This window comes from Sphingomonas sp. PP-F2F-G114-C0414, assembly GCF_003688595.1.
In the GTDB taxonomy this organism is placed as follows: Bacteria; Pseudomonadota; Alphaproteobacteria; order Sphingomonadales; family Sphingomonadaceae; genus Sphingomonas.
Genome location: NZ_RCWT01000013.1, coordinates 226,846 through 239,751 on the forward strand (window position 1 = coordinate 226,846; position 12,906 = coordinate 239,751).

At 67.1% G+C, this 12,906-nt stretch carries 12 protein-coding genes and 1 tRNA gene; 4 read left to right on the plus strand and 9 right to left on the minus strand.

Going from position 1 to position 12,906, the window contains the following annotated elements:
* Positions 1 to 123: 123 nt before the first annotated feature.
* The 4 genes from C8J47_RS15675 to ftsE are packed head-to-tail and all read right to left on the minus strand — an operon-like array spanning position 124 to position 2,955.
* Positions 124 to 804 carry a 1-acyl-sn-glycerol-3-phosphate acyltransferase gene (locus C8J47_RS15675; RefSeq protein ID WP_121886452.1) on the minus strand — a complete coding sequence of 227 codons (681 nt, stop codon included), beginning with the start codon at positions 802 to 804 and terminating at the stop codon, positions 124 to 126.
* Positions 801 to 1,337 (minus strand): YdcF family protein, encoded by a 537-nt coding sequence (locus C8J47_RS15680; protein ID WP_121886453.1) that lies wholly within the window; start codon positions 1,335 to 1,337, stop codon positions 801 to 803. The genes C8J47_RS15675 and C8J47_RS15680 overlap by 4 nt, the downstream gene beginning before the upstream one ends.
* Positions 1,334 to 2,227 carry a permease gene (locus C8J47_RS15685; protein WP_121886528.1) on the minus strand — a complete coding sequence of 298 codons (894 nt, stop codon included), beginning with the start codon at positions 2,225 to 2,227 and terminating at the stop codon, positions 1,334 to 1,336. The genes C8J47_RS15680 and C8J47_RS15685 overlap by 4 nt, the downstream gene beginning before the upstream one ends.
* Complete coding sequence (ftsE, locus tag C8J47_RS15690) at positions 2,227 to 2,955, minus strand: cell division ATP-binding protein FtsE (protein WP_056054749.1); 729 nt, start codon at positions 2,953 to 2,955, stop codon at positions 2,227 to 2,229. The genes C8J47_RS15685 and ftsE overlap by 1 nt, the downstream gene beginning before the upstream one ends.
* Between ftsE and C8J47_RS19240 the strand changes: the two genes are divergently transcribed.
* From C8J47_RS19240 to C8J47_RS19245, 4 genes are all read left to right on the plus strand, one after another.
* Positions 2,938 to 3,111 carry a hypothetical protein gene (locus tag C8J47_RS19240; RefSeq protein ID WP_183129136.1) on the plus strand — a complete coding sequence of 58 codons (174 nt, stop codon included), beginning with the start codon at positions 2,938 to 2,940 and terminating at the stop codon, positions 3,109 to 3,111. The genes ftsE and C8J47_RS19240 overlap by 18 nt on opposite strands.
* Entirely contained in the window at positions 3,108 to 3,884 is a 777-nt protein-coding gene (locus C8J47_RS15695; protein WP_121886454.1) for an MJ0042-type zinc finger domain-containing protein, read from the plus strand. The genes C8J47_RS19240 and C8J47_RS15695 overlap by 4 nt, the downstream gene beginning before the upstream one ends.
* Positions 3,885 to 4,045: 161 nt before the next feature.
* Positions 4,046 to 4,132 (plus strand) — tRNA-Leu (locus tag C8J47_RS15700).
* Between the two features lie 94 nt (positions 4,133 to 4,226).
* Positions 4,227 to 4,379, plus strand: a complete 153-nt coding sequence (locus tag C8J47_RS19245) for a hypothetical protein (RefSeq protein ID WP_165886441.1) — start codon at positions 4,227 to 4,229, stop codon at positions 4,377 to 4,379.
* Positions 4,380 to 4,557: 178 nt separating this feature from the next.
* On the opposite strand, the gene C8J47_RS15705 is transcribed toward C8J47_RS19245, so the two are convergent.
* The 5 genes from C8J47_RS15705 to C8J47_RS15725 form a co-directional block, all read right to left on the minus strand.
* On the minus strand, positions 4,558 to 4,806 hold the full coding sequence (locus C8J47_RS15705; RefSeq protein ID WP_056053760.1) for a hypothetical protein: 249 nt from the start codon (positions 4,804 to 4,806) through the stop codon (positions 4,558 to 4,560).
* 18 nt (positions 4,807 to 4,824) lie between these two features.
* Positions 4,825 to 9,840, minus strand: coding sequence for a DUF11 domain-containing protein (locus C8J47_RS15710; protein ID WP_259467598.1), 5,016 nt, complete (start codon positions 9,838 to 9,840; stop codon positions 4,825 to 4,827).
* A 69-nt stretch (positions 9,841 to 9,909) separates the two neighbouring features.
* Positions 9,910 to 11,055, minus strand: a complete 1,146-nt coding sequence (locus C8J47_RS15715; RefSeq protein WP_121886455.1) for a DUF11 domain-containing protein — start codon at positions 11,053 to 11,055, stop codon at positions 9,910 to 9,912.
* 50 nt (positions 11,056 to 11,105) lie between these two features.
* Positions 11,106 to 11,579 carry a DUF11 domain-containing protein gene (locus C8J47_RS15720; protein WP_121886456.1) on the minus strand — a complete coding sequence of 158 codons (474 nt, stop codon included), beginning with the start codon at positions 11,577 to 11,579 and terminating at the stop codon, positions 11,106 to 11,108.
* Positions 11,580 to 11,590: 11 nt separating this feature from the next.
* Complete coding sequence (locus C8J47_RS15725) at positions 11,591 to 12,595, minus strand: hypothetical protein (protein ID WP_121886457.1); 1,005 nt, start codon at positions 12,593 to 12,595, stop codon at positions 11,591 to 11,593.
* Positions 12,596 to 12,906 lie beyond the last annotated feature (311 nt).

Consider the following 12,906-nt stretch of genomic DNA (forward strand, 5'->3'; position numbering starts at 1 on the left):
GGCGAAGGCCGGGGCCCAATTGGGTAGGCTGGAGTAACGACGCGCAACGCAGATTAGAAACGTCCCCCAATTGGGCCCCGGCCTTCGCCGGGGTGGTGGATTGGTTGGGGTATCCTTTCGAACCTAATCCAGCGCGTTCATCGCCGCATGGACTCGCTGCTCGGCCTCCTCACGCGGCAAGCCCGGCGGCACGACCTCGCCGAACCGGAAGGTGATCACCCCCGGCAGCTTCGGCCCCTTTTTCGGCCATACCAGCCCGCTGTCGCAGGCGATCGGCACCGTCGGCATCTTCAGCGCACGATACAGCCCGGCGAACCCTGGCTTCAACGGCGGATGCTCGCCCGGCGACACCCGCGTCCCTTCCGGAAAAATCAGGATCGAGCGCCCCGTAGCCTTCGCCGCGGTCGCCTCGCGCATCATGCTGCGCATCGCCGTCGCCGATGCCTCGCGGTCGACGACGATCGCGCCATAGCGCCGCGCCGCCCAGCCCCAGGCCGGGATATCCGCAAGCTCGCGCTTCAGCACGATCGCCGGGCCGTCGAGCAACGCCTGCAATTCGAGCGTCTCGAACATCGCCTGATGCTTGCACGCGTAGAATGCCGGCTCGGTCGGCCGCGTCCCCTCCACGCGGATATGCACGCCGAGGATCGCGCGCGCGCACCAGCGGTGGAAGCGCGTCCAGATCGTCGAATGCACGATCACCGCGCGCGAGCCGAACAGCGCCGAGATCGGCACGGTCACCACGATCGGCACCGAGATCGTGTAGAAAACGAACATGAACGCCCAGTTACGCAGCCAGATCATCCGCCATATCCAATCCACAATGCGATCCGGCGAAGGATCAACTTGTTATATTCGTTGACCAAGGTCCCGAGCCGCGGCGTCCCCGGCACGCCGTCGCCGAGGATCACGACATTCTTGTCGAGCGCCGCGGCCAGTTCCATCCGCGCACGCGCGACGTGCCAGTCCGACGTCACCAGCCGCACCGAGCGGTATTTGTGCACGCGCACCCATTGCGCCGTTTCCTCGGCATTCGACCGCGTATCGACAGCGTCCGCACCCAGATCGATGCAGCACGCGAACAACGCGGGCGAGGTGCGATACTCCAATGCGAGATCGATCGGCCGCACCCCCGGCGCGACGCCGGTCACGAGCATCCGCTTCGCCTGACGATCGCGGAGCAGCGCGATGCCGCGGTCGATCCGCCCTGCCCCACCCGTCGGCACGACGATCGCATCCGAGGTGAAGCCGTCGAGCGGCTTGGGCAACAGCAGCATGAACACTGCGAATCCGAACGCCCAGGCGAGGCCCAGGATGCCGAGGAACCGCACGATCACAGGACATGCCTCAGCGCGCGGACTATCGTCACGCGGGCAGCGAGCGTGGCCAAAACGACGAACGCGACCGGGAGCAGCGCCAGCACCACCCAGTCGACTCCGCCGAGAGTCACTCCGCCGAGCAGTTCGGAGCCCAGCCCGTGCAACCGGATGCCGATGAACGCGATCACCAGCAACGCCGTGACGCCGCCGCCGACACCACCGATCGTCGCGTCGAGCGCGATCCGCCGCTGGAACAGCCGCGCGACCTGCAGATCGGTCGAGCCGAGCATGTGCATCACCGCGATCGTCGCGTGATGCGTCTTGAGCCCCGCGCGCGCTGCGAGCACGACGACCGCGGCGGTCGCGCTCGCCATCAGCAGGACCAGCGCCAGCGCGAGGAACGTCAGCGAGCGCATCACGTCGTTGACCGGTGACATCCAGCTCTCGTGGCGATCGACGCGGACGATCGGACTCAGGCGCCGCACTGTGGCTGCGACCCGCACGGCCGCCGCTTCGTCGTGATCGGCGAGATCGACGTCGATCATCGCCGGCACCGGCAATTGCGGGTCGGCGCCATCGGATCCGAGCCAGGGTTGCAGCAATCTCGTGAGTTCGGCGCGATCGACCGGCGTCGCCGTCGCGACCGCCGGCATCGTCCGCAGCGCCGCCAGCACGCGCGCCGCGACAGCGTCGCGGCGCACCGGATCGCCATCGACGACCTGTACCGTCAACCGCCCCGCCAACTGTCGATCGAGCAACCGCGCCGCACCTGCGGTCGCCAGCCCAAGGGCGGCGGCGAGCATCGTCAGGAACAGCATGATCGCCATCACCCACGTCATCGCGCGCAGGCCGCCGGCTTCGTCAAGCACGCGGCGTTCGGCCGATGATCGCGCCTTCGACACCCGCATCATTCGGGCCGCGTCGGTGGATAGCGGAGCGAGCCGGTCGGATCGAGCAATCGCCCGCGATCGAGCCGCATCATCTGCGCGCCGGGTATCCGCCCGAGCAAGTGGAAGTCGTGCGTCGCGACCACCACGGTCGTGCCCAGCTTGTTGAGCGATTCGAACAGATGGAGCAGCCGCTCGGCCATGTCGGGATCGACATTGCCGGTCGGCTCGTCCGCGACGAGGATCTCGGGGCGGGCGATGACGGCGCGGGCGATCGCCACGCGCTGTTGCTCGCCACCCGACAGCGTCGCCGGGCGCGCATCGGCGCGGTCGCCGAGCCCGACCCAGGCGAGCATCTCGCGCACCGGTTGCTCAATATCCGCCTCGGGCATGCCGGCGACGCGCAACGGCAGCGCGATATTGTCCCAGGTCGACAGATGCGGGACGAGCCGGAAATCCTGGAACACCACGCCTATCCGCCGCCGAAAACCGGGCAACCGATCGCGCGACAGCACCACCGCATCCTCGCCGAACAGCCGGATCACGCCGCGCGTCGGACGCTGTGCGAGATACAGCAGCTTGAGCAGCGAGGTCTTGCCCGCGCCGCTCGCGCCGGTCAGGAAATAGAACGCACCGCTGCGCAGCGTGAAGCTGAGGTCCGACAGCGTCTCCGGCCCGGCGTCCGGTCCCGAATCTGACTCCGTGCCGTAACGAAGCCCGACATTCTCGAATTGGACGATATTCGCCATGACGTGGTTGCGCCCGCTTTCGCCCGCTTGATGCCCGTATCGGCGCTTTCGCATGAAAGCGCGCGCCGCTTCAAGCTTGCCACCTATGCGGGCAGCGTGCTTATTCGGCACAAGACCGGTCGCGCTCCAGCGGCCGCTGGTGAAGCGCATCCATGATCCTCCAATGTCCCGAGTGCAGCACGCGCTATCTGGTTCCCGACAGCGCGATCGGGACCGAGGGGCGCACCGTGCGCTGCGCCAATTGCAAGCACAGCTGGTTCCAGGGACCCGCCGCGGCCCCCGATACCGTGGTCGACATGCCGGAATCGACCCCGCTCCCGCCAGCGCCCGCCCCGCTTGCCCCGCTGCCCCGCGCGCCGATCGCCGACGTATCCGAGCGGTTCGCGGCGGTCGCTCCAGCGCCGACACCGACCCCGCCGCCTGCCCAGGCCGAGCCCGAACCCGCGTTCGTCGCGCCGACCTACCAAGCCGTCGCCGAGCAGCCGCCGTTCCGTCCGCGCCGCAACACGACGCGGCGCTGGACGATCGTCGCGGTCATCGCCGGGCTGCTGATGCTGCTCGCGGCAGGCGCGATCGTCTATCTCGGCGCGCCGGGTGTCGCCGCCAAGCTCGGCATCGGCGTCGCGACCGACGACAGCCCGCTGCGGCTGCGCGACAATCCGATCGAGCGGCGCGAACTCGACAACGGCTCCGAGCTGTTCGCGGTCAGTGGCCAGGTGAGCAACCCGTCGGACCAGCGCCAACGCGTGCCCGACATCCGCGCCGAACTCCGCGATGCGCAGGGGCGGCTGGTGTACAGCTGGACGATCACCCCGCAGCAGCGCACGCTGGCCCCTGGCGGGACGATCGATTTCAATTCGGCGACGCTCAACGTGCCGGCGAACTCGAAGCGGCTCGAGCTGAGCTTCGCTGGCGAGTCGACCCGCTAACGGCGACACGCGACGATCCGGCGGCGGCGGCCGACCGTAGCAGAATCGGCGTTTGCGGTCTTCGCCTACGACTTTCTCGCAAAGGCCGTTGCGTCGCGTTCAAACCCTTGCTAGTGGCGCTCGCCTACCAGATGCCGGGTCCGCCCGGTGATGTTTCATGGGCGGCCATGGCGGAACTGGTAGACGCGCAACGTTGAGGTCGTTGTGGGCGAAAGCCCGTGGAAGTTCGAGTCTTCTTGGCCGCACCATTTTTCCCGATGAAATGAACATCCCCTTCGAGGGCTACCCCTTCGATTGCCACTCCCGCCGCGTTCATGCGTTGGGCCGCGTGGAGGAATTTGCATGAGTTCGATCGACGACACGATCATCGACACGCCCGAGGGGCCGATGACGTTTGCGCAGTGGAAGAAGAAGAACCCGGTCCAGCTGCCCTCGCGGCGGACCAAGGGGAAGAAGCTGCCCAACAAGGTGAAGCTGACCACCGACGAGAAATAGCGGTGGCTAAATCTCGAACGCGGCGCCGATAGGCAGATACGTTCCCCTCCCTGGAAGGGAGGGGTTGGGGGTGGGTTGGCCTGCTCATGGCACCCCAGTCCGGATTACGCGGAAGCCGACCCACCCCTGCCCCCCCTTCCAGGGAGGGGAAAGCAGCGGGCATCACATCGGTTGCCGCTCAGTGTCTCCCCGCCCCCTGCCTTGCCCGGATCATCCGCGCCTGGAATTTCACGCGCTGCCAGAAGGTCGCGTCGTCGAGCCGCCATTGCCGGATCGCCTGCGTCGCCAGCGTCTCGATCAGCGCCTCGCTGGTCGCCGCGTCCTGCTTTGCGAACTCGCGCGCCAGCTCTTCCACGCAGGGACCGTGATCGGTGAAGTCGCGCGGGGGCATTATCGTCGGACTCGGCATCGGCATCGACATCGGCATAGATTTCTCTCCCTGTGATTATCGGCGACCACCGAACAGCGCGCGCGTCGCGCCGCCGATCGTCGCCTGGTCGAACTTCAGCCGCATCGTCACGTACGGCCCCTGCCGCGTGTAGCGGTCGTCCTCGAAATCGCGGTCGCGGTAGCCCGACACGTTGTAACCGGCGCTGATCCACGTGTTGCGTGCGGGGGATACGCCGACCGATGGCCCACCACTCCACGACCATGCGCCGCGCGACCACGCATGCTGCACCGATCCGCTGACGCCGATATCGAACCGGGTGCCGATATCCTGGCGCAGCTCGAACCCGGTGACGTCGATATACCCGTCATAGGTATCGTCGGCGAACCGCCCCGCGACGTATTTCGCGCCGTAATACACCGTCGCCTCGGTGCCGTGGCCGAGCCCTTCCGGACCGGTACGATAGTTGACCGCGAGGTTGTTGATGATCCGCGACGTCACCTGATCGCCTGCGCCATAGGCGGGGACGCCGAGCGCATTCGAGTCGCTGAACCCGGCATCTGCGCTCTCGTGCCGCAGTTCGAGCCGTTCGAGCACCGACCAGCGGCTGTCGAGCGGCCGCAGCGCGAGCGCCAGATCGGCGGTGGCATAGGTCGCGACCGCCCCGGTCCGATCCTTGATCGTGTAGGCCTTGATGCTCGACGCGAGCGTCTTGCCCTGCCCCAGCGTGCGAAGGAAGTTGGTGGTGATCCCCCAGCGATCGCCGCTGTCGGCGTTGCGATATTCGAGTCGCCCGTTCACCGACCAGCGGGCCTGACGGTAGGTCGCCCCGAACGTCGCCGCCGCATAGTCGCCGTTGGTCTGGTCCTGGCCGACATAGCCGCCCGAGGTGACCGGCTGGAACGCGTTGACGACCGCGCCTTCGGGGATCTTGCCCTTGAGCGTGTTGCTGGCGTCGAGCGTCCCGTCGATGGTCCAGTGCTTGCCGAGCGGCACCGACTGGCTGAGGCCGTATTGCGCATAGGTCCGCGCGCCGTTCTCGCCGATCGCCTGCTGGTTGAGCGTGCTCATCAGCTTGGCACCGGTCCAGGGCGCGACGTCGACGCCGAACTGCTTGGTATGCGCGACATAGCCGTCGCCGTTGGCGATCTCGTAGCCACCGATCAGGCGGATGCCGGGCTTGATCCGGTAGGCCAGCTGGATCTGGTGGCGGACCGGGAAGTCGACGCTGTCGCTGTCGCCGCCAGGCGCGAACTGCGTCTGGCCGGTGACCGTCAGCTTGTCGCCGAACAGTGCCTGCGTGCCGCCGACCGTCAGCAGACGGCTGTCGCGGTCCTTGCCGTCCCTGCCGCGGTCCGACGCGAACTGGCCGCCGACGAAGATCGTGCCGGTGTCGCGGCGATATTCGATCCGGGCCTCGCCGGCGGCACGCGTACCGGGGGTGCTCAGCTGCTGCTGGTACCAGGCGACCCCGGTCACGCTCAGCCGATCGGTCAGCCGCAGCCGGCCGTCGAGCCCGAACTTGCGCGTCCCCGCCTCGACGAGGTTCTGCTGGCCGACGCCGAACGCGGTATCCTGCTGGCGGGCATAGGCGAGCAGATCGAGCTTGGTGCCGTGGTGATCGACCTCGGCCAGATAGGCGAGGCCCTGGCCCAGCCCGCCGCGACCGCCCTTGGCGATCTCGCCGCGCAGTTCGGTATTGGCGGTGACGTGTGCCTTGATATCGGCGCCGAGCACGGTGGCCTTGCCGACGGTCTCGTCGCGGATGACCGCGGCACCGATCTCGACCCGGCCGTTCGCCAGCTTGGTCGCGACGCGCGCGGCGGCGGCGAGCTTGGACGATTTGCCGCCCTCGACCTCGTAATCCGCGACGATGAAGACCGGGTTGAGGTTGCTGTCACGGCTGAGGATAGGCTGGCGGAAGCGCACCGTGCCCATCGAGGTGTCGATGTCGTAATCGATGTGGCGCGTCAGCTGGGTGGTCGCGATGATCAGCTCGGAGCGGAACCGGTCGCGCGTCTCGATACGCAGCTTGTCGCTGTTCGGCACGATATCGCGCCCCGACAGCCGGTACGGACCGCTCAGGCCGTTGCCCTGGATCTCGTCGCGCGAATACAGCGTGTCGGTGTTGGCGGCGAACCCGGTCGCGCGGATCCGCTTGCCCTCATAGGCGGCCTTCACGCCGTTGAGCGTGCGGTTGTAGCGGGTCAGCTGCGTGTCGGTGAAGCCGGTCTCGAAATCGCCGAACAGCGCGTAGAATTCGCGACGCTCGAGCCGCAGGTACAGCTTGCGCTTGGTAGCGGCGTCATAGCCCTGGCGCGAGCCGTCCCCGTACACGGTGTAATAGCGATCAGGGTCGATCGTGCCGAGCAGGCCGCGATCGGGATCGTATTTGCGGTCGCTGTCATAGGCGATCGTCGCCAGCCACGAGCCCTTGACGCGACCCTTGGCGTAGAAAGCGAGCTGGCCGTCGGTGACCACGCTGCCGCGCTGCGACCGCGGGAGGCCGGACTGGCGCTTGCTGAGCATGTCGTAGCCGAGCGAGCCCGCACCGAAGCCGACCACGACCCATTGCTTGGCGGAGGCGGCGAGCCAGGCGCGAACCTCGTTGGCATGGACGACCTTGTCCTGGGTCAGCGAGACGACGACGTGGACGGCACCCGCCTGCGTGGTCGGCTGGAGCGTGATGAAGGCGAGCCCGTCGTCGCCGACCACCAGCGCGGTGGTGGCGGACCGCTCGCGGCCGGCAAGCTGACGACCCTGTTCGAGCTCGGCCTCGACCGCGGCGGTGTAGGGCTGGTCGACGGTGAACGGCACCAGCGTTCCGGCGCGAACCGGACGGCCGGTCTTGTCGGTGACGCGGACTGCGATGAGCGGACGGGTCAGGCCATCGGCGACGAGCCGGCTGCTGGCGGCGTCGAACACCGCACGCACGCCTGCGCCCGAATAATGCACCAAGCGGTCGAGCGTCTTCACGACGCTGCCGTCAGCAGCCAGCACGTGAGCCTGGAGGCGATTGTCGCCGTCGATCAACGGGATACCCGTCCAGCGCGAGACCGCGATGTCGGTGCCGTCGCGCTGATCGGTGCCGTCGAACGCGAGCGCTTCGACCTGCTTGCCGTTGATCGTCAGCGCCACCCGCTGGCCGGGCATGTGCTTGACGACCGCACGGACGATCGGCGCGCGCGGATTGTGGTCGGCGAGCGGGAACAGCCAGTCGATGCCCGCCGTCTGTCCACCGGCCAGCCAGTCGCGGCTGCCGGCGGCGGTGGCGTCGTCGAGGATGGTTATGGGGAGCGCGGCGTCGACAGCGGCGGCCTTGCCGGTCGGCTTCAGCTGGAAATCGACGCGCTTGAGCAGGCCGCCGTCGCCCTCGACGAAGCGCGAGATCGGGCTGTTGGCCTGGCGCGTGTCGATGTCGCAGGCAACCGGTGCGTGCGTGACGGGGATGCTCGACGTGTCGATCTGGACGACGTGGCGACCGGCGCGGACGCCCTCGAAATGGTAGAGCCCGTCGCGATCGGTGGAGACGAACGTGCCGTCCTCCATCAGCAGGCGGATTCCGGGCACGCCCTTGCGCTGGTCGACCGGATCGCCGCAATTCCCCTCGGTCACGCGGCCGATGATCGTCATCGCGTCGGTGAACAGCAGCGGACGCAGCCGCACCGATGCGGCAGCCTCGTTGCTGGAGACGTCGCCCTGCCCGGCGACGCGCGCGCGGTTGAGCGCCTCGCCGACGGGTGCGCCTGGCGCGATGCTGACGACGTATTTCAGTTCGGTCGAGGCGCCGGCAGCCAGCAGCGGGATCGCGAAGTCGAGGTTGCGGCCATCGCTCGACACGGTCGGCTCGTCACCGCCGCGCGCGGAATTGCGTTCGTAGCGCAGCCCTCTCGGCAACGTATCGGCGACGTGGAGTCCGCGCGCAGGGACCGAATCGCGATTGGTGATGCGCAGCAGATACTGGACGAAATCACCCGGCGACGCCTCGCGGACCGACGCGATCTTGGTCAGCAGCAGCTTGCCGGGGCCGGGGCCATCGAGCGGGATATCCGCCGTGAACGGCTCAGGCCTGGTCAGCGTGAACACGTCCCCGAAGCTTGCCTCCTTGAGGATGAACGGTGCGCCGTCCGGATCCTTGAGCGCGGCCAGCGCAGTACGGTCGGCGGTCGACGGGGCGACATAATCACCCGGCGGGACCACCTTCAAAGCATAGCGGCCCGGCGTCGTCAGCGGGAACCGATAGCGGCCGGTTTCGCCGGGATAGACGCGCCCGCTGGCGTCGGTGACGGTCGCACCAGTCATCATCGTCGAGGGGTAGCGGCTGACACCGTCGTCGCCGAAGACGGTGGCTGGCTGGCCGGTCTCGTCGACCAGCGACACGGTGGTGCCATCGACCAGTGCGCCGGTGCGCGAGTCGAAGGTGTAGCCGGCCGGATCGATCAGGATCGACGCGGTCGAGGCGTAGCTGAACTCGTCTTCGGCGAAGCTGAGCGTGATCGGTGCGCCGCGCGTACGCACTTCGCACGGTTCGAGATCGGCATATCGACCCGTATCGGTCGAAGGAACGCCGCCGGCGAAGATGCCGCTGTTGGCGGCGGTTTCGACCAGCGTCAACGGAACCTTGGTTTGGCCGACATCCGCGGTGATCACCGCCGTCTCACGGACCGCCGGATCGTGATTGCCCGCCTGGTTGTCGAGCACAAGGATCATGTCTTCCTTGACGTCGAGCGCCGCGACGTTGGGCGCCGCGGCAAAGGCCGGTGCATCGATCGGCGCAGGCGTGAACAGATAGGTCGGGACGGTCTGACACGTCGCGCCAGTGAAGGCATAATTGGGCGGGGCCAGACGGAATGAGAGCGTCGTCGGACGCTTGGCACGGTTCACGTCGAGCGCGACCGTGTTGGACGGAACGGCCCGTGTGCCGGAGTCGCTACCCGCGTCGTCGAACGACAGCGTTGCGGTATTCTGGACACGGATCGTCTGCGCCATCGCCGGTGCCGCGCCGATGGCGGGCCCGAGCAACAGCATCGGAATGAGGGCGCCAAGGCGCGAGAGGCGACGGGAGCTGGACATAAGGGATCCTTTCCCGGCACGCGTCGCCACGCGCCGGGATCGGTCGGTCCTTTCGGATACGAGGTGGGTTTAGTTGATCGTCACGCGGAAGGTCGCCGCGACCGAGGTCCCGCCCAGCAAGACCGGGATCCGCGCGTTCACCGTCTTCGTGGTGGCGTTGAACGAGCCGGTGTAGTTGACCAGCGGCACGGTCACCGTTCCGTCGTCGGCCAGCGAGACGCCGTCGACGATACCCGTCAGCAGGCACGTGCCGCCGAGCGCGATCGCGCCGATCGACATCGAGTTGGCGACATAGGTGGTGTTGGGCGGGACGACGTCGGTCAGCGTGACGTTCGACGCCGGCGTCCCTACCGTGCCATTGTTGACGACCAGGCAATATTGCACGACCGCGCCCGGGATCGCCTTTGGTGCGACGGCGAGGTTGATCGGATCGGTCAGCACCAGCTGCGACTTGGCGACGCTCAAGGCGACGTTGCGCGTGGTGATCTCGTAGCCGAGCGCCGCGCGGCCCTGCCCGTTATAGATGATATCGGGACCAAGGCCGTCCGAGTCGTTGTCGGCGAAGACCACGTCGACGACGTTGTCGTCGTTCGGGGCGACGCTCGGCGCCAACGGCAGGCCCTGCGCAGCCGTATCACCACCAGCCGCGACCTGGGCGATCAGCGTGATGCCGGCGAGGACGTTGGCCTGGTTGTTGGGGATGTCGGCGACGATGAAGACGACCGCCGACTGATCGGCGCCGAGTTCGTTGATGTAGGTCGCGGTATCGGTACCGGCGTCATAGGTGCCGTTGCCGTTCGAATCGACGTAGATGTGGATGTTGGTCACATCGAAATTGTCGCCGTTGAACAGCCCCTGGATCGGCGTCTGGCTCGACGACAGCAGGAAGTCCTGAATGCCGTTGGTGTTGTTGGTGACCTTGAACGTCGTCACCGCAGCGGTCTGGCCGATCGCGACCTGCGTGTTGTTCGGCTGGTTGGCGATCACGGTCAGGTTGACCTTGCGATCGACCACGAAGCTCACCGCGTTCGACGTCGCGTTCTGCTGGACGCCGTTGACCGTGTAGCTCGCCTGCGCGGTGTTGGTGACGGTCGTACCGGCGGCGGTGCCGGCGGGCCCCGGCGCCTGTGCGTTGGCGGTGCCGGCCATCGTGCCGGCGGACACGATGGCGGCCGTACCGGCCAACAGCGTGCGTAGTACCCCTTTTGCGAACATGTCTTGATTTTCCTTATGTGTGATTAGTCAGGCTTGGTGGTGGGGGGAGATCATTTCAGGACGGCCTGGAACGCGAATTGGCCTTGCGAACCGGCCGGTATCGGGTTCGCAATGCGCCACCGGACGCTGGTGACATCGTTGGGGCTCGCCGCGCGCGTGCTGCCGTCGAGGCTGCGGACGCGGAGCGCGTCGAGCGCGCCGTACGTCGTGCCGTCGACCGACACATCGGGTGCAGGCGAACCGGGATTGGCCGATCGATAGGAGATCGCCGCCGGCAACGGGTTGGCCAGCACGACGTTGGCCAGCGGCTGTTTGCCGGTGTTGCGATAGGCGAGGACGAAGATGACCTTGTCGCCCGGCGTCACCTTGCCCGGCTTGACCAGGGTGATCCGCGTGGTGCCATCGGCGGCCGCGCTGCGGCTTTCGACGAGGATGCTGCTCGTCACCTGCAGCGGGCCCGCGGCGGCGGAAACGGAAGCGGTGGTCGCCATCAGGACGGCGGCAATCATGGGACGCGTGATCATGCTTGGACTCCTCATTGGATCTTGGTTTTGAATTGAACGGTGTGGACGGCGGCGGCGGCGACCTGACCGAGTGCGACGGCGATGCCGCCGCCAGCCGCGCCGGGAGCCGACGCGTTGCGATCGAAGGCACCCGCATCGCCGTCGCCGGCATCGGTCAACGGCGTGCCGTCGAGCGTGAGGCTGCCGGGAACGAACACCGTGCCCTGGGGGATCGGATCGACGATCCGCGCGCCGGTGACCGCATCGGTGAACCGCGCCTCGAGCGTGTAGGTGATGACCGCATCGCGCACCGCGTTCTGCGATCCGTCGGCGGCCAGCACGGACTGGCTCTTGAACAGCGACGGGCCGGCGATGCCCGTGGTGATCGGCACGACGACGCTGGCGATCGCCCCGGTCGGGCCGACGACCGCATCGCCACCGCCGTCGCCCAGCCCGGCATAGGAGCTGCCCGGCTGGCCCGATCCGGTGGTCGACTGCGCGGTGACGGTCAGCGTCGCGGTCGCGGCGCCACCCGAGGAATCGGTCCGAACCAGGATCGCCAGCAATTTGATCGACTGGCCGGGCGACAGGACCGGAGTCCTGCCATCGGCAGGGGGCAGATCCTTGACCGGATCGTAGAGCCCGTCGCCGTCCGCATCGATCACCAACGCCTGGACGCCGAAGACGCCGGCCGACACGCTGGCGGCGATCGCGAAGGATTCATTGCCATTATCGCGATTGGTCAGCGTGAACGGCACCGCCTTGGGCTGCGGCGTGACGACGACGGCACCCTGACCGGTGCGGACCAGGCTCACGTCGAGCCGTTCGGCGACGATGATCGTCACGGTGTTGGAGACGGTCGACTGGGTCGCGCCGTTCAGGTCGAACCCCAGCGCCGCGGTGTTGACGATCGGCGTACCGGCAGGCGTCGGACCAGCGGCCTGGCTCCAGGCGGGCGCTGGCGCGAGCAGGCCCGCTGCTCCGGCGATCAACGCACGCAACGCAGTGACGGAGACCGATCGGTACCCTGCCCTCATTGCAAATGCTTGATTTTGCCGAACCAATTTGTCCCCCTGACCTTTGTTAGGGAACAAAATTGCGTCGTATCGCTTAACTAAAACCTACTAAATCAAAACGACAAACAGCGGCGATGTTTTTCGTATGTTTCCAACGAAAACGGTGACTTGTTCGTCGCAAATTTACACTAAAATGGACCGTTAACTGTCTTCTGGTTGTATCGTTGCTCCGAGATAGCGATCGTAGCAAGTATACGATCATGATTCGGGCGTCGGACGCAGCTTTTGATCGCGCCTGACGGGCGTGCCTGCTCTGGTCATCGATAAACGCA